Source organism: Cryobacterium psychrophilum (assembly GCF_004365915.1).
Taxonomy (GTDB): domain Bacteria; phylum Actinomycetota; class Actinomycetes; order Actinomycetales; family Microbacteriaceae; genus Cryobacterium; species Cryobacterium psychrophilum.
Genome location: NZ_SODI01000001.1, coordinates 1,886,110 through 1,902,492, shown reverse-complemented (window position 1 = coordinate 1,902,492; position 16,383 = coordinate 1,886,110). Strand labels below are relative to the sequence as shown.

At 66.4% G+C, this 16,383-nt stretch carries 18 protein-coding genes; 13 read left to right on the top strand and 5 right to left on the bottom strand.

Annotated features, from left to right (window positions below; all coding sequences use genetic code 11):
* Positions 1–26 precede the first annotated feature (26 nt).
* Both EDD25_RS08900 and EDD25_RS18370 read left to right on the top strand, forming a co-directional pair.
* Positions 27–281 carry a DNA alkylation repair protein gene (locus EDD25_RS08900; RefSeq protein ID WP_134172960.1) on the top strand — a complete coding sequence of 85 codons (255 nt, stop codon included), beginning with the start codon at positions 27–29 and terminating at the stop codon, positions 279–281.
* Positions 282–478: 197 nt separating this feature from the next.
* The gene (locus EDD25_RS18370; RefSeq protein WP_422386800.1) at positions 479–805 is read left to right on the top strand and encodes a DNA alkylation repair protein; all 327 of its coding nucleotides are present in this window, start codon (positions 479–481) and stop codon (positions 803–805) included.
* Here the strand turns inward: EDD25_RS18370 and EDD25_RS08890 are convergent.
* Together EDD25_RS08890 and EDD25_RS08885 are read right to left on the bottom strand one after the other, a co-directional pair.
* The gene (locus tag EDD25_RS08890; protein ID WP_134172958.1) at positions 720–2,063 is read right to left on the bottom strand and encodes an MFS transporter; all 1,344 of its coding nucleotides are present in this window, start codon (positions 2,061–2,063) and stop codon (positions 720–722) included. The two genes, EDD25_RS18370 and EDD25_RS08890, sit on opposite strands and share 86 nt — an antisense overlap.
* A 15-nt stretch (positions 2,064–2,078) precedes the next feature.
* Positions 2,079–3,224, bottom strand: coding sequence for a methyltransferase (locus EDD25_RS08885; protein WP_134172957.1), 1,146 nt, complete (start codon positions 3,222–3,224; stop codon positions 2,079–2,081).
* 193 nt (positions 3,225–3,417) lie between these two features.
* On the opposite strand from EDD25_RS08885, the gene EDD25_RS08880 reads away from it, so the two are divergent.
* Both EDD25_RS08880 and EDD25_RS08875 read left to right on the top strand, forming a co-directional pair.
* Positions 3,418–3,825, top strand: coding sequence for a sortase (locus tag EDD25_RS08880; protein WP_134172956.1), 408 nt, complete (start codon positions 3,418–3,420; stop codon positions 3,823–3,825).
* A 184-nt stretch (positions 3,826–4,009) separates the two neighbouring features.
* Complete coding sequence (locus tag EDD25_RS08875) at positions 4,010–4,873, top strand: SDR family oxidoreductase (RefSeq protein ID WP_134172955.1); 864 nt, start codon at positions 4,010–4,012, stop codon at positions 4,871–4,873.
* 87 nt (positions 4,874–4,960) lie between these two features.
* Here the strand turns inward: EDD25_RS08875 and EDD25_RS08870 are convergent, their stop codons facing one another.
* Positions 4,961–5,776, bottom strand: a complete 816-nt coding sequence (locus tag EDD25_RS08870; protein ID WP_166671249.1) for an alpha/beta fold hydrolase — start codon at positions 5,774–5,776, stop codon at positions 4,961–4,963.
* 326 nt (positions 5,777–6,102) lie between these two features.
* On the opposite strand from EDD25_RS08870, the gene EDD25_RS08865 reads away from it, so the two are divergent.
* Positions 6,103–6,819, top strand: a complete 717-nt coding sequence (locus EDD25_RS08865) for a fumarylacetoacetate hydrolase family protein (protein WP_134172953.1) — start codon at positions 6,103–6,105, stop codon at positions 6,817–6,819.
* A gap of 8 nt (positions 6,820–6,827) precedes the next feature.
* On the opposite strand, the gene EDD25_RS08860 is transcribed toward EDD25_RS08865, so the two are convergent.
* Positions 6,828–7,430, bottom strand: a complete 603-nt coding sequence (locus tag EDD25_RS08860) for a putative antibiotic biosynthesis monooxygenase (protein ID WP_134172952.1) — start codon at positions 7,428–7,430, stop codon at positions 6,828–6,830.
* An 18-nt stretch (positions 7,431–7,448) separates the two neighbouring features.
* Entirely contained in the window at positions 7,449–8,285 is an 837-nt protein-coding gene (locus EDD25_RS08855) for an exodeoxyribonuclease III (RefSeq protein WP_134172951.1), read from the bottom strand.
* A 116-nt stretch (positions 8,286–8,401) separates the two neighbouring features.
* Between EDD25_RS08855 and EDD25_RS08850 the strand changes: the two genes are divergently transcribed.
* The 8 genes from EDD25_RS08850 (at position 8,402) to EDD25_RS08815 (ending at position 16,370) form a co-directional block, all read left to right on the top strand.
* Positions 8,402–9,403: a TIGR03557 family F420-dependent LLM class oxidoreductase gene (locus EDD25_RS08850; RefSeq protein ID WP_134172950.1), complete on the top strand. Its 1,002-nt coding sequence runs from the start codon at positions 8,402–8,404 to the stop codon at positions 9,401–9,403.
* On the top strand, positions 9,404–10,216 hold the full coding sequence (cofE, locus tag EDD25_RS08845) for a coenzyme F420-0:L-glutamate ligase (RefSeq protein ID WP_134172949.1): 813 nt from the start codon (positions 9,404–9,406) through the stop codon (positions 10,214–10,216). It begins immediately after the preceding gene.
* On the top strand, positions 10,213–10,872 hold the full coding sequence (gene cofC, locus EDD25_RS08840) for a 2-phospho-L-lactate guanylyltransferase (protein ID WP_198418895.1): 660 nt from the start codon (positions 10,213–10,215) through the stop codon (positions 10,870–10,872). Before cofE ends, cofC begins: the two co-directional genes overlap by 4 nt.
* Before the next feature lie 283 nt (positions 10,873–11,155).
* Positions 11,156–12,736 (top strand): Mu transposase C-terminal domain-containing protein, encoded by a 1,581-nt coding sequence (locus EDD25_RS08835; RefSeq protein ID WP_166671248.1) that lies wholly within the window; start codon positions 11,156–11,158, stop codon positions 12,734–12,736.
* Positions 12,737–12,738: 2 nt separating this feature from the next.
* Positions 12,739–13,647 (top strand): TniB family NTP-binding protein, encoded by a 909-nt coding sequence (locus EDD25_RS08830; protein WP_134175310.1) that lies wholly within the window; start codon positions 12,739–12,741, stop codon positions 13,645–13,647.
* A 10-nt stretch (positions 13,648–13,657) separates the two neighbouring features.
* The gene (locus tag EDD25_RS08825) at positions 13,658–15,031 is read left to right on the top strand and encodes a TniQ family protein (protein ID WP_134172946.1); all 1,374 of its coding nucleotides are present in this window, start codon (positions 13,658–13,660) and stop codon (positions 15,029–15,031) included.
* A gap of 134 nt (positions 15,032–15,165) precedes the next feature.
* The gene (locus EDD25_RS08820; protein WP_134172945.1) at positions 15,166–15,738 is read left to right on the top strand and encodes a recombinase family protein; all 573 of its coding nucleotides are present in this window, start codon (positions 15,166–15,168) and stop codon (positions 15,736–15,738) included.
* A gap of 176 nt (positions 15,739–15,914) precedes the next feature.
* Positions 15,915–16,370 (top strand): DUF2975 domain-containing protein, encoded by a 456-nt coding sequence (locus EDD25_RS08815; protein ID WP_134172944.1) that lies wholly within the window; start codon positions 15,915–15,917, stop codon positions 16,368–16,370.
* The last annotated feature ends 13 nt before the right edge of the window (positions 16,371–16,383 follow it).

Sequence of the window (16,383 nt, the reverse complement as noted above, 5' to 3'; positions counted from 1 at the left end):
GGCCCCCGGCGGGTGAGGGCGCGCACATGACGGATGCTGCGCGAACCTTCCCTGCTTCACTCACGGCGTGCGCGGTGAAAGGGCCACTGGGCGGCCTGGCCGATCCGGAATTCGCGGAGGGCGTGGCGCGGTTCTTCCAGACAGGGCCGGTCCAGTACGCGGACGGTGACGTTTTCCTCGGGCTCAAGGTCCCGGTCGTGGGCACCAGCGTAAAGGCCTTCGCGGCGCTGCCCCAGGCCGAGATCGACGTGTTGCTCGAGAGCGAGGTGCACGAACATTGACTGACCGGCCTGCTCATCCTGGTGGCGCAGTTCGAGAAGGCGAGCAAGCCGGCCGCCCGCGATGTAGAGGCTCGCACCCGCCTGGCGACAGCCTACCTCGCCGCTGTGCGGCGGGGCGGGTGAACAATTGGGACCTCGTGGACTGCTCGGTGCCCACGCTGCTCGGAACGTAGCTGTGTGACCGGCCGCGCGACGTGATGTTCGAGCTGGCCGGCAGCGAGGCGCTCTGGCGCCGGCGGGTGGCCATGGTGGGCAGCCTCGGCCTCATCATGCGCGGCGACGCGAGCACGACGCTTGAGCTGGCGACACGGCTGCTGGGCGACCGTGAACCGCTCATGCACAAGGCCGTTGGCTGGATGCTGCGGGAGCCGGGGAAGCACATCGACCAATCGCGCACGGCGGCGGTAGCGGGACCGGCGGCCTCGCGGTCGACATCCTCTAGTCCTCGAGGGCCACGCCCTGCTTTTCGGGAAGGCCGAGGGCGCCGAGGGCAGCCACGACGAAGAAGGCGGCGAACACCGTAAACAGCAGGCCGACGCCGCCCACATCCCGCAGCAGGGGAACCGCAAGTGGCGCCAGAATCGCTGCGATCCTGCCGATCCCGGCCGCCCACCCCGCCCCGGTGGCACGAATGCTCGTGGGGTAGATCTCGGGGGTCACGGCGTAGAGCGCGCCCCAGGCACCGAGGTTGAAGAACGACAGCAGCATGCCGGCCCCGATCACCTGGCTCGTGTCTCCGGCGAGGCCGAAGAGCACGGCCGAGACCGCGGATCCGACGAGGAACACGGCGAGCGTGCGGCGGCGTCCCCAGCGTTCAACGAGCCATGCCGACGCGGCGTAGCCCGGCAGCTGCGCCACGGTGATGATGAGCGTGTACGCGAAGGACCGCACGAGCGAGAACCCCGACGCCACCAGGATCGTCGGCAGCCAGATGAAGGCGCCGTAGTAGGAGAAGTTGACGCAGAACCACACCAGCCAGAGGGCGCCGGTGCGTCGACGAAGTCCGGGAGACCACAGCACCGAAACGCGCGGTTTCGCCGCGGCGAGAGGGACGGGAGGCAGTGCCGCGATCTCGGCCGTCGGCGTCGCGACCCCGGCCGACTTCTCGAAGCGTCGCACGGTGGCTTCCGCCTCGTCGTGACGGCCCCTCGACTCGAGGAACCGCACGGATTCGGGCAGGCCCAGGCGCACGACCACGGCATAGACCGCGGGAATGGCGCCGATGAACAGCGCCCAGCGCCAGCCATCCGCTGAGGCCGGCACCACGAGAAAGCCGATCACGGCCGCGAGGGTCCAGCCCACAGCCCAGAAGGACTCAAGAATCACGATGATGCGCCCGCGAATCTTCGGCGGCGCGAATTCGCTCACAAGCGTTGACGCCACGGGGAGTTCCGCGCCGAGACCGAGACCCACCACGAATCGCCAGGCGATGAGAACAGCGACCCCGCCAGAGAGCGCTGACGCCCCGGTCGCGAGGCCGTAGATCAGCAGGGTGAGTGCGAAGACCTGGCGCCGGCCAATGCGGTCGGCGAGCAGCCCGCCGAGGCCTGCGCCGATGGCCATGCCCACGAAGCCGGCCGAGGCGATGAGCGAGAGCTCGGTGCTGGTGGCCTGCCACTGCACGGCCAGTTGGGCGAGTACGAAGGAAATGAGGCCGACGTCCATGGCGTCGAGCGCCCAGCCGGCCCCCGAGCCCACCAGCAGTTTGCGGTGCTCCCGGGTGAACGGCAGGGCGTCGAGCCTCGCCGAACGCCCGGATGGGGCCTGAAGTTCCGCCGTCACAACGTGCTCCTCGGGTCAGGCCGCGATTTTGAGGCGCCAGAGCGACGTGACCTCGGCCGCACGTGCGGCATGCAGCGGGTCGGTGGGGTCGGAGGCACGCGGATGCTTCGGGCGAGTGTCGAGGCGAGCCACGACCGCGAGTCCCGCGTCTTCGATGAGGTCGAGCAGCTCCGCCCGTGATCGCAGTCCGAGGCGCTCCGCAATGTCGGAGAGGATGAGCCATCCCTCGCCGTTTGGTTCGAGGTGATCGGCGAGTCCCGCGAGAAAGCCGCGCAGCATGCGGCTGTTCGGGTCGTACACGGCGAAGTCGGTGGACGTTGTCGCTGCCGCGGGAATCCACGGCGGGTTGCACACCACGAGGTCGGCGCGCCCAGCCGGAAATAGATCGGCCTCGACCACGTCGACGCTCGAGGAAAATCCGAGTGCGGCAATATTCTCGCGGGCGCAGACCAGGGCGCGGGCGTCCTGGTCGGTGGCCACAATGCGCGAAACGCCGCGCTGGGCCAGGATCGCGGAGAGCACGCCCGTTCCGGCGCCGATGTCGAAGGCGAGCCCGGTACCGGGCAGCGGCGCGGACGCCACCAGGTCGAGGTATTCGCCGCGCACGGGGGAGAACACGCCGTAGTGCGGGTGGATGCGAGCTCCGAGCGCCTCGATCTCCACTCCCTTGGTGCGCCACTCGTGCGCGCCGATGACGCCCATGACTTCACGCAGGGAAACGACAGAGGCCGGAGCCTTCGGGCCATACACCTCGAGGCAGGCCTGGCGAACGTTGGGTGCCCGACGCAGTGGAATGCGAAGGTCGGTGTCGAGCGGAACGAGCAGAAGCCCGAGCAGGTGGGCCCGACGCAGCGCCTCGGTGCGGTGCCGGCGGAAGGCCGCGGTCAGGTCGCGGTCTCGCATCCGCTGCCCGCGTTCGACCCGGCGGGCGAGTGCGCTCAGCAGTTGGCGGGCATTGTGAAAGTCACCCCGCCACAACATGCCCGTGCCCGAGGAAGCGAGGCGGTACGCAGCATCGGCGGTGAGGGTATCGTCGACGACGACCACGCGTGTGGGCGCGGCCCAGCCGCTGTCGGAGCGCCAGAGGGCGGAGTGCGCGGTGCCAGCCTCCTCCCACTGGATGCGTGGCGCGTCGGTGGTTGCGTGCGTGGTGCTGGGCATTGCGTTGGCTCCCGGGGTCGAACGGCCCAAGCGGTCGTCTGCTCTGAATTATCCCACCCGGGGGCGACCTGGCTGCTGCACGGCGCGGAAAAACGTAGCCACAGGCACGTCGCTCGGCGCCGGGCACTGGAGATCCGTTCCCGGAGACCCCCGCACAGCCGATAACATTTACCCACGGGATTATTGACGACGAATGGCGGATGAATTGGACCTGCACTCAACCGCCGGCGTCATCACGGAGATTCTCACCCTAGTGGGCTTCGTGGCCGGGATTCCGCTTCTGATCATGGGGCTGATTGTGCGCATGGTGAGTCATCGATGGGTGAAAGCGGATGGCGTGATCGCCGTCTCCAAAACCGGCTCGGTCATCCGATGGTTCGACGGCCAGGGCGACGTGCACGCTGGTCAGCAGAACACCCACGAGTCCCACGGGCTGCTGCCCGGGGACGACATTCCGGTGTGGTTCCGGCCGCGCTCGCCGGACCGTTGCCGCACCGACGACCCGAGTCACGATGGCCGTGCCCTGCGCCTGACCGGGCTCCTTCTGATTCTGGTGGGCGTCGCATCCGGTATTTTCGGCTTGGTTTTGATGTTCGCTTAGCCAGGCAACGTGCGCGCCGCCCGCGGCATCCGTTGTCTGAGCGCGCAACAGGCCGGATGCGGGTGTCGATGCTGGGCGCCATATGGTGACGCGCGAGAAACCGAGCGCCGTCTCGTGCGAAATTCGCCACCGAACGTAACAGTTCGGACGCCAGAACGGGTCCAGAAGTTGCAATGATGGGTACATGAGTCGAACGGTTGCTGGAGCACGCGTGTTGATTACCGGTGCGGCCCGGGGAATGGGGCGGTTATACGCCGAACGAGCAGTGGCCGAGGGGGCCAGGGCCGTGATCCTGTGGGATAACGACGCGACCGCTCTCGCCACCGCGGCATCGCTGCTGGCCGAGCGTGCCGAGAAAGGCACGCTCATTTCACCCTTCGTGGTGGACATTGCCGACCTTGGTGCCATCGCCCAGGCCGCACAGCGGGTGCGCACGGAAGTGGGTGACCCCGACATCGTGATCAGCAACGCCGGGATCGTGCGGGGCAAGTTCTTCTGGGAGCACGACAACGGCGACGACATTCGCCCCACCATGAAGGTGAACGCGCTCGCCCCCATGTACATTGCGCGCGAATTCCTGCCGCACATGATGACCAACGGCGCTCGGGAGGCCCGCATCGTCAACATCGCGTCGGCCGCCGGAACGCTGTCCAACCCGCGTATGAGCGTCTACGCGGCCTCTAAGGCGGCGCTCATCGGCTGGAGCGATTCCTTGCGCCTCGAGCTGGAGCAGCAGGGCTTCGGCCAGGTGAAGGTGACAACGGTGTGCCCAAGCTACGTCTCCACCGGCATGTTCGACGGTGCCCGCGGGCCGCTGCTCACCCCGCTGATGACCCCGGAATATGTGGTCGAGCGGGTCTGGCGGGCGATGCTGGCCGGTAAACCCATGCTGATGATGCCGTGGACGGTGGCGCTCGCCCGGGCGCTGCGCGGCACCCTGCCCCTGCCGGTCTGGGACAAGGTGGCCAGCGGATTCGGCGTGTACCGCTCGATGAACGACTGGGTCGGTCGCGAATCTCTCGCGCCCGACGCTGTCGAGCTCGACTAGCCGTACCTGTTCCCCAATCGGACAATGCTGCCTGGTGCTCCAGGCATAATCGTCCGTTTCGGCAACAGGTGTCGCAGGCAGCGGCGGTCAGAGACCGTTTTGGGCCAGCCAGCTCACGAGAACGCTCTGGAATTCCTTCGGATGCTCGACGCTCGGCAGGTGGGCGGCGTCGCGGAACGTGCATCCGCTCGCCTGCGGCATCACCTCAAGCAGGTACTCGTACTCGGCGAGGGCGGGAGTGAGGTCGAATTCACCCACGGTCACCAGGGCCGGCACCATGATCTCGACCACCCGGTCGGCGGCCGGCGGATCGAGCGGTTGCGGGAACGGGTGCTCATCGAAGTGTGCTGCGTTGTCGAGGTTCATGGCATAGGCGGACTGGAGGAACGAGGGGTCGAGGTCGTTCTCCCGGCGAAGCGGACCGACCGCCCAGAGCAGCACCTCCAGGCGAGAGATCCCTTCGGGGTCCTTGGCGTTGAACGCCGCATCCAGCGAATCGAAGATGGTGTCCTCGGCCTCTGACAGCTCAACTTCAGGGAAACCGCTCGGTCCGGCGCCGATCGTGACGAGCCCGGCGACGCGCTCCGGGTGGGCCACGGCCAGGTCGAGGGCGATCGTCCCCCCTCGGTCGCACCCGACCAGGGTCGCGCGGTCCACGCCGAGGTGATCGAGCAGGGCGAGGGCATCCGCTCGATTCGAAAACGGCTTGTCTTCGGCCTCGGTACGCCCAAAACCTCGAGCGTCGAAGCGGATGACGTAGTGGTGCGCAGCAAGGGCCGCCACCTGGAGATCCCACATGCGCAGGTGCGCGATTCCCGCATGCAGGAGCAGCAGGGCGGGGGCCGAGATGTGCCCAGCCGTCTCGTAGTAGAGCGATGCGCCGGGAACAACGAGGTGTGCCATGATGCGAGCGTAGCGGTGCGGATGATGCGGGGCATACCCCCCGCTTTGGTACCAGCGGCAGGGCGCCGCGCACGTGGCCGTAAGCTCGGGTGAATGGTCGGCGTGCTGGTGGGGTTGGGGATCATTGGGTTCGTGATCCTGGTCGGTTACCTCGTGGAACGGTTCGGGATTGCGGGGGCCCGGATCCATCAGGGTGCTCAACCGGATGGCCTTCTTCGTGGCCGCCCCCGCGCTGCTGATGCAGCTGCTCGTGATCGCGGCGCTCCTGGCCTGACTCTGCCCTGCCCCTGCCCAGCCCTCACCCTGCCCGCCTTCGAAAGGACCTCATGAGTTCCGCACTCTCGGCACCATTGCCCGCCAGCCTCCCCGTGGCCGGTTCCGACGACCGTTTCTTTGTGCGCCGGGTGTACTGCGTGGGCCGCAATTACGCCGATCACGCCAGGGAAATGGGAAACGATCCCGACCGCGAGCCTCCCTTCTTCTTCGCCAAGCCCGCCGACGCGGTCTTCGCCGTGCACGAGGGCGTACCGGCGCGCCAGGTCGCACCGAACGAGGTGCCGTACCCGCCAGAGACGGAAAACCTGCATTTTGAGATGGAACTTGTCGTCGCCATCGGCGAAGGGGGCAGCAGCATCGAGCCCGCCGATGCCCTCGCACACGTGTGGGGCTACGGCGCGGGAATCGACCTGACCCGGCGTGACCTGCAGAACAGCGCGAAGTCGCTCCGCCGGCCATGGGACCTCGCGAAGGGGTTCGATTTCTCCGGCCCGTGCACGCCGCTCGTGCCGGCGAGCGTTATCGGCCATCCCGTATCCGCTCGAATCTGGTTGAGCGTCGACGGTCAGCCGAAGCAGGTCGGCGATCTTGTCGACCAGATCTGGCCCGTTCCCGACATCGTTGCCGCGCTCTCACGCTCCGTCACGCTGCTGCCGGGCGACGTCATCTTCACCGGCACGCCCGCCGGCGTTGGCGCCATCGTGACCGGCAACGTGGTGGCAGGGGGAATCGACGGTATCGGCGAGCTCAGCTTCCGTGTCGTGTAACCGGCCGGCTACTTCTTTTTTTGTTTCTGCAGCCAGGGCCGCAGCATGCGGGTGATCCACGGCAGCAGGAGGTAGGTCATGATCGGCGTCAGGGCGAGGGTGGTCAGCAGAACGCGCGCCACAGTCCAGAGGTCGTTCCACGCCGGCACGAATGCGGCTATGAGGAACGTGAATGCCAGGTTCAGGGGGAAGAACCCGAGCCAGATACTGACGGCCTGCTTCCAACGTGGTGGTGGCAGAATGGCGGTCCCCGGCTCCGCTTCCTGCGGCGCATCGAACCAGCCCTCAATTCCCGTGCGCTTCGATTCATCACGGGCATCGAGCACCAGGTCGCGGCCTGCGTGCAGCCACTCAGAGCGGTCGATCGAGGACTCCCACGCCTTGAGAGACTGGGCGTTGGAGAACTTGTAGAGCATCTGCCAATGCCCGGAGTCCTCGCTCGCGCGCACCCAGCCCGAACCGAGAAAACCGGGGTATTGGTGCGCGAGGTCCATGCCGGCCTGCATCCAGCCGGTCGCCTCCTCGATGCGGCTCGGGTCGACCCAGCGTGAGATCGATACGGTAACGGATGCCGACGACGGCGGGATCGGTCGGGGCGCGGATGTCGACATGGTGTCCTGGGGCTATCGCTAAAAGATCATCGGGCGGTCATCGTCTTCACCGTCGATATCCACGTCGACGACCACGGGCACATGATCACTCGGTGCGTCACCCTTACGTTCGTTGCGGTGGATGCTCGCATCCGTGACGCGGTCGGCAAAGGCCTCGGAGCCGAGGATGAAGTCGATGCGCATTCCCTCGTTGCGGGGGAAGCGCAGGCGTTTGTAGTCCCAGAACGTGAATCCCTCCGGCACGAGGGGGCGCACGACATCGTGCAGCCCGGCGGCCTCGAACGCCGTGAAGGCCGCACGCTCGGGCGCGGAGATGTGGGTCGATTCGCCGGGCATGAAACTGGGGTCGCCCATGTCCTCATCGAACGGGGCCACGTTCCAGTCGCCCATCAGGGCGAGGGCGAGGTGCGGATTGGCCGCGAGCTCGCTCTGCGCGTGCCGCTGCAGGGCAGCGAGCCATTCGAGCTTGTACGCGTAATGCGGGTCGCCGAGCGCGCGACCGTTGGGCACGTAGAGGCTCCAGAGGCGCTGCTCGTTGATCGTCACGCCGAGGGCCCGTGCCTCGGCGGGCAGGTCTGGCCCCTCCGCGCCTTTCAGGAAGCCGGGCATCCCCGGGAAGGCGGTGACAACATCCGTGATGGGAAGGCGACTCGCGAAGGCGACGCCGTTCCACTGGCTGAGCCCGTGAATGGCGAGGTCGTAGCCCGCGTCTTCAAACGGCTGCGCCGGAAACTGTTCGGGCTTGCACTTGATCTCCTGCATGGCGAGCACGTCGATGTCTTCGCGTACCATCCAGTCCACGGTGCGGTCGACTCTGGCACGGATGGAGTTGACGTTCCAGGTGGCAATGCGCATGCGTCCAGCCTATTCGCCAGCGCCCGGCGAAGCTGCGGTCCAACCGGGCAAGGAAGCGCGGACGGGTGGTGTTGCGGTTAGATGGGGAGGACCACCCGATGCACAGGAAGGTCATTATGACGGATTTGCAGATTGGCTACGCGGCAATGTTGGAGCAATTCGCCCCCTCGGAGGCGGTTGCACTGTCGGCGTATGCCGAAGAACACGGATTCAGCGGCGTGATGGCGGCGGATCACTTTCAACCGTGGGTTCCGCAGCAGGGCCAGAGCTCATTCGTGTGGAGCGTGCTCGCGGCCATCGCCGAACGCACGACGGGCGACCTGGGTCCCGGCGTCACCGCACCGACCTTTCGCTGGCACCCCGCCATGGTCGCCCAGGCCTCCGCGACCCTTGCCGCCATGTACCCGGGCCGGCACTGGCTCGGACTCGGTTCGGGCGAGGCGCTCAACGAGCACATCGTCGGCCAATACTGGCCCGAGGCCCCCGAGCGCATCAACCGTATGTTCGAGGCCATCGAGATCATTTCGAAGCTGTTCACCGCGTCCCTCGCCGGCAAAGACGTGAAACACTCCGGCCAGTTCTACAAGCTTGAGTCCACGCGGCTGTGGACCATGCCCGAGGTCGCCCCCGAGATCCTGGTGGCAACGGCGGGCCCGGTGACGTCCAAGCGCGCCGGTCGCCACGCCGACGGCCTCATCACGGTCGGTGCCCCGCTCGAGAAGATCTCGATGCTCTTTGGCAAGTTCGATGACGGCGCCCGCGACGCGGGCAAGGACCCGTCAACGATGCCCAAGGTGCTGCAGCTGCACATGAGCTGGGCCGAAACCGATGAAGAGGCGATGAAGAACGCGCTGCTCGAGTGGCCGAACGGCGGAATGAAGTTCCCGAAGGGCGACATTCGCTCCCCGTTCGAATTCGAGCAGATTGCCAAGCTCGTGCGCCCGGAGGACTTCGAGGGGCGCATGGTCATCTCGGCCGACCCCGACGAGCACCGCAAATACATTCAGAAGTTCGTTGACCTGGGCTTCGATCGCATCTACCTGCACAACGTGGGCCGCAACCAGCGCCAGTGGATCGACGTGTTCGGCGCGCAGGTACTGCCGAAACTCGTTCGCTAGATGCCGCACGACCTGCCCCCGGACGGTGAGCTGACGGTATTCACCCTGGGCGGTTTCGGCGAGATCGTGGCCGGTGCCGACCTGGCGTCACTCATCGCCGCGGCCGTGGACTCACGGCTGATCGACGGCGACATTCTGGCCATCACCAGCAAGATCGTCTCCAAGGCCGAGGGCAGGCAACGCGCGGCGACCGATCGGGAGCAGGCGATCACCGACGAGACCGTGCGGGTCGTGGCCACCAGGGCGCATCCGGGCGGCGTGACCCGCATCGTGCAAAACCGGCAGGGGCTGATCATGGCCGCGGCCGGGGTCGACACGAGCAACACGCCCGACGGTGTTGTGCTGCTGCTGCCCGTTGACCCGGATGCCTCGGCGCGCGCCCTGTGCACCGCGTTGCGGGCGCGCACGGGGTTGCGGCTCGGCGTCGTCATCACCGACACCGCCGGTCGCCCGTGGCGGGATGGCCAGACCGACATCGCGATCGGTGCGGCCGGCCTCGCCGTGCTCGATGACCTTCGTGGCACAGCGGATGCCTCTGGTCGCCGCCTCGACGTCACCGCAGCGGCCGTCGCCGACGAGATCGCCGGGGCCGCCGACCTCGTCAAGGGCAAGACCAGCGGCAACCCGGTCGCCGTCGTGCGTGGCCTCGCGCATCTGGTGGGGGATATGACGCTCGCCGGGGCATCCGCGCTGCAACGCCCGAGTGAGACGGACATGTTTCGTCTGGGGACGAATGAGGCGCATGACGAGGGCTATGCGGAGGGGTACGCCGCCGGCCGCGCCGCTGCGCTCACCGAGGATGCATTCGATTGAGCTGGGTCGTTGTGGTTCCGGCCAAGGGGAATCCGGGAGGCAAGAGCCGACTGGGCGCCCTGCCCGAACGAGCCGCGCTTGCCGAGGCCTTCGCGCTTGACACCGTCTCGGTGGCGCTCGGGTCGCCTCGAGTGCTCGGCGTGTTCGTCGTCACGGGTGACGTCGCGCTGGGTGCCGCACTGGAGCTGCTCGGTGCCGTCATCGTGCCCGAGGCCAGGGGAGCCGATCGGGCGGGGGCCCCGTCCGAGGACCCGCTCAACGCGGCGATCCGGCAGGGTGCTGCTGCGGCCCGAGCGTCCTTCCCCGATGCCCCGCTGGCCGTCGTCACGGGCGACCTTCCCGCGCTGCGCGCCACAGACCTCACGAAGACACTGGACCTCGCCGCGGCGTACGCGCTGGCGATGGTGCCCGATGCCGCTGGGACCGGAACAACCGCGCTGCTCGTGCGGTCGGGCCTGCCTCCTGCGCTTCTCTTCGGCCCCGGGTCGCGGGCGGCGCACGAGGCGGCCGGCTACGTGCCGCTTGAGGTGGCCGCGAGGTCCACGATACGCCGCGACGTGGACACGGCCGAGGACCTCGACGTCGCGCACGGCCTGGGTCTCGGCCCGTACTCGCGCGCGGTTCTTCAGGAGCCGGTCGGGCCCGCCCCGCAATAGGCCGAACAGGCCGGTGGCGTTTGTGTCATTTTCCGTTCACGATTGCACAGCGTCCCGCGTGTTTTCGGGGTTGTGCAGGCGAGTGTTGAGCACTGGTTTTTCCGTTCACCCCTGCACTAAACTGTTTTTTGCTCACTACTCCTCTGCACAATAAGGAGGTGGCGGGGTGGACGCGGAATCGGTACGTTTTTCTGAGTCCGGCACGTTGACGATGCCGGCTGCTCTGTGGGATCGCACGATGAGGGTGTCAGCGGTGATTGCGCCGTTGGCGGCCCGAGCGATCGTGGGCCGGGCCGCGGTCGATGCGGCCGCATTATCGCTGGGGATATCGCGGCGCCAGGTCTACCTGCTTATCAAACGCCATCGAACGGGGTCGGGGTTGCTGACGGATTTGGCTCCGGGGCGTTCCTCGCATGGGAAAGGTACGTGGCGGCTGACAGCCGCGGTTGAGGACCTTGTCCGTGAGGTGGTGCGGAAGCAGTTCCTGACCCGGCAGAAGCGAACCCAGGCGGCGGTATACCGTGACATCGCGGGAGCGTGCCGGATGCGACAGCTTCCAGTTCCAGCGCGGAACACGGTGGAGCGGCGGATCCGGGCGTTGAATCCGGTGGAGGTGGGCCGGCGCCGGGGAGGTCCGGATGCGGTGCGGTCGTTGCAGCCCGCCGGCGGTGACGTTCCAGTGATTGGCACCATTTTGGAGCAGGTGCAGATCGATCACACGGTCATCGACGTGATCGTCGTCGACGAGCGGGAACGACAACCGATCGGGCGCCCGTATCTGACCGTGGCGATCGATGTGTTCAGCCGCACGTTGGTGGGGATGGTCGTCACGTTGGAGGCTCCGTCGGCCGTGTCCGTGGGCCTCTGCCTGGCGCATACTGCCACCGATAAACGGCCGTGGCTGGAGAGTCTGGGAGTTGACGCACCGTGGCCGATGAGTGGGAAGCCACGGCAGTTGTATTTGGATAACGCGGCGGAGTTTAAGAGCGAGGCGCTGCGTCGTGGGTGCGAGCAGCACGGAATCGAGCTGGCGTACCGGCCGCCGGGCCGGCCGCACTACGGCGGGATCGTGGAGCGGGTGATTGGGACCGCGATGCAGCAGGTCCACGAACTTCCTGGGACGACCTTCTCCAATCCGGTCGAGCGTGGCCGGTATGACTCGGACCGAATGGCGATGCTGACGCTTGGCGAGTTGGAGAAATGGTTGGCCCTGGCTGTGGCCAGCTACCACGGCAGTCTTCACAGCACGTTGGGGCAGACGCCCGCCGGCCGGTGGGCCGAAGGCGTCGCCGCGACCGGGATGCCGGCGGTGGTGTCGAACCCGACAGCGTTCCTGATCGATTTTCTCCCCGTTGTGCGGCGGACCCTGACGCGGACGGGATTCGTCATCGACCACGTCCACTACTTCGCCAACGCGTTGAAACCGTGGATCGGCAGGCGCGACACGTTGGCTCCGTTCCTGATCCGGCGGGACCCGCGGGACATCAGCCGGATCTGGGTGTTGGATCCCGACGGGCACCTCTATGTAGAGGTGCCGTATCGGACGATGGCGAACCCGGTTGTGAGTCTCTGGGAGCACCAGCGTGCCCTGGCCCGGTTGCACGAGCGTGGCATCGCGCAGGTGGATGAGGAAGTCCTGTTCCGGATGATCGGGCAGATGAGGGACATCGCCAGCACCGCGTCGAAAACCACGAAACGCATGCGCCGTGACGCCGAACGACGCCGCACCACACCGGCCGTAGCGACGAGCGCCGCCCAGAGCCCGGGCGCCGTCGAGCCGGCGGATTCACCGGACGATGAGCCACCGAACACACCGTCGCCAGCGATAACGGTCGCTGGATTCGATCAGATCGAGCAGTGGTGACCATGTCCGACGATGTCGCACCAGATTTATCTCACCTGCACCCCACGGTGCGCGGCAGTGCACGGCTACCGACGGGCGAGCGGGTGGAGCTGATCCGAGCGGACCGGTGGATCGGCTACCCCAAGGCGGTAGTGACGGTCGCCCGACTGGAGGCCCTGCTGGGCTGGCCCGACAAACAGCGGATGCCGAACCTGTTATTGGTGGGGCCAACCAACAATGGCAAGTCGATGATCGTGGAAAAGTTCCGCCGAGGGCACCTGCCAGTGACCGAACCGCACCGGGAACACATCGCCGTGTTGTGCGTGCAGATGCCCTCCGAACCGTCCGTGCTGCGGTTCTACATCGCGCTCCTAGCCGCGCTGGGCGCGCCACTTCAACCCCGGTGGCGGTTGGCCGAGGTGGAGCAGATGTCGCTGAGTCTGCTGCGGTCAACGGGTGTGCGCATGCTCGTCATCGACGAGCTGCATAACGTCCTAGCCGGGGCTGGCAGCAGCCGCCGGGAATTCCTCAATCTGCTGCGTTTCCTCGGCAACGAGTTACACATCCCCATCATCGGCGTCGGAACACGAGAAGCGTACCTTGCCATCCGATCCGACGACCAGCTCGAGAACCGATTCGAACCCGTCGTCCTGCCCCTATGGACTGTCAATGCCGACACCGTGTCGTTGTTAGCCAGCTTCGCGAGAGCGTTGCCACTGCAGCATCCTTCCACCATCGCGACCGACGACATGGCCCAATATCTGCTGGCTCGCTGCGAGGGAACCATCGGGGAACTCGCCCACCTCCTGACCGCTGCGGCGATCGCCGCTGTTGAAAGCGGTGAGGAAAGCATCAACCAACGCACCCTGGTCATGGCCGACTACCTCGGGCCCACCGAACGAAAGCGCGTATTCGAACGAGAACTACTGTGACCAGTACATCGTGACCGGGCCGCGCCGATGGCCCGTGCATCCGGCCCCGATCGACGGTGAAACGTTCTACTCCTGGCTGCGCCGTATCGCCGCCTGCTATAGCACCGACCTCACCCTCCTCGGCGATGACCTCGGCTTCACGCTCAGATGGCGCCCCCCTGAGGACATCGACGCGGCAGCGACATCCGCCATGATCGACGTCCCGGCCGAGCGCACCGGCGTCACCCCGGACCGGTTACGGCAGATGGATGCGGCCGGTTGGGTTCCCTGGCGGCGCGATAAGAGTGATGAGGTGCAGCAGGGCGCGCAACGTACGTGCCGGTTCCCGGGGTGCGTCCGCGCCGCAGTGAGCGCGGAATCTGGCAGTGGCCGGCCCCCGGAGTATTGCGACGACGACGGGCACAACCGGGCTGCCGGCTGGCGCGCACGGCGCCGTCTGGCCGACGAACCGAGCCGGAACATCGAGGACGAGAAACGCCCAGTTGACGCCGCGCGCCAGCGCGCCGGAGAGCTCAGCGGCCAGATCACAGGGATGCTCGAGCAACTGGGCCAGCAACTCACCGCCCTCAAAGAGGAGCTGCAGACCGTTGCTGACCCGGACGCCGTTGAGGCTCAGATCGAATCAGTGACGACCGAGGCCGCCACACAAGTCGCCGCCGCAACCACCCGAACCCGCCGCGCCGAGCAAGCTCAACGTCAGGCCGACGCGGAGCGGCTGGAAGCTGACGCCGCAGCAACGGAAGCATCAGAGCTGGCCGACCAGCGGCACGCCGACCTCACCGTCACTCAGCTCGAGCTGGGGGACCGGGAGCACGCTCTCGACCAGGTGACGGCCGAGCTGGTCGCCGTCCGGTCCGCGGCGAAGGCCCAGAACGCACAGGCGCAGGCCGAGCTGTCCCGGCTGCGCGAGCAGCTGACGACCGTGCGCACGCGGCTGGGGGAGGCCGAGCATGAACGCGATGACGCCGCAGCGCGCGCCGAGACGGCTTCTGCCGCGTGGGCCGAAGCCGAAGAACGTGCTCGAGGAGCGGTTGCCCGCGCCGACGACGAGGCAGCCCGAGCTCAGCGCATCGAGACTGATCTCGCCAAAATTCGGGACCAGCTCGATCAGGCCCGAACAGCCAAGGACACCCTTCGGGAGGAAGGTCGCTCGCTGCGCGAGCACCTAGCGACCGCGATCGTTGAACGCGACGCAGCACGGGCGAACGCCCGGCGTGAGCGAACTCACGCTGACCAACGCATCAGCGAGCTCAGTACCATAAGCGACCAACAAATCGCCCATCTCCGGGACGGGGCTGCCGAGCTGCGGCAGGAAGTGCGTGAACAGCGCGGCCGCGCCGATCGTCCACTCCTCGACCCAACCTCCGCAAGTGGCGGCGATTGACCGGTGTCCAAAAACGGTACATTTCGAGACCAACAGCACCATCAACGACACGCCGATGCGCGAACGTCCACAACCCGTCTCAGAACCTAGTTGGGATCGACGATGTTCTGAGACTATTCTGAGACGATAGACGAATGGCCACCACACACGTCACCCTCGTCGGCTACGCCCGCGTCTCCACCCACAGCCAAGACACCACGATGCAACACGACGCACTCACATCCATCGGCTGCGGACGGATCTTCACCGACACCATCTCCAGCCGTGCACTCAGCCGGCCCGGGCTGATCGCCGCGCTCGACTACCTCCGGCCAGGCGACACCCTCTGTGTCTGGAAACTGGACCGCCTCGGACGATCCGTCAAAGAAGTCCTCACCATCGCCGATGACCTCCACGACAAACACATCGCCCTCCAGATCCTCACCGGCACACTCGCCGGAACTTACCGGCCCACCGGAGAAGGCAAATTCTTCTTCACCATGATGGCCGCGTTCGCCGAACTCGAACGAGACATGATTCGCGAACGCACCCTCGCCGGCCTCACCACCGCCCGAGTCCAGGGCCGGGTCGGTGGACGCCCGACCGTCATAACACCCGACACGCTCGCAGCAGCCAAAGCTCGACAACAACGCGGCGAAACCCCCACCCAAATCGCCAAAGCCCTCGGCGTCTCACGAGCAACGATCTACCGCCACCTCAACCCTTAGCGCCAAACTACTGGCCAGACCTCGAGTTTGAGCCCGCCTCCGCTTTGCTTCGACAGATTCACTACAAGTCTCGCGACGATACCGGGCCGCTGTACTGATGACGGCGGCGATGATCCTTAGGTCGATGTGCAAGTATGGTGCCTGTGGCAAGAGTCAAGTAGATCAAGGAGGCAAAGATGCGCCGTTGGACCTCGTTCGCGCTGAACGCGTTACTTCTCGTTCTGCTGGTCTTGTCCGTGTTCACCCAGGTGTGGGCTCTCCCCCATGCGGTGGATAGCGTCGTATCGGTATTCCCGGAGGTCAACCCGCTCGCGGTGCCATCCATCATCTGGGGTGTCGTCGCAATCGCATGCTGGCAAGCTATTGCCGTCATCGGACTGCGGCTTGTCATACTCGTGCGCGATGACAGATTCGATTCTTCGTCCTTTGGATGGTTACGCGCGATTGTCGGCTGCCTAGTCGCGTTCATCGTGCTCGATGCGTCAGCTTTTATCGCACTAAACGTCATGGGATACACGACCCCAGGCGTGATGCTTGGACTTATCTCTGGCGGGCTCGTGGCTCTGTTGGGCTCTGGTTTCCTTGTTCTATTCCTTGGGACCAGGCCCGCAGTGCACTATTCGCACAACTGACCCGGCCCCCTCC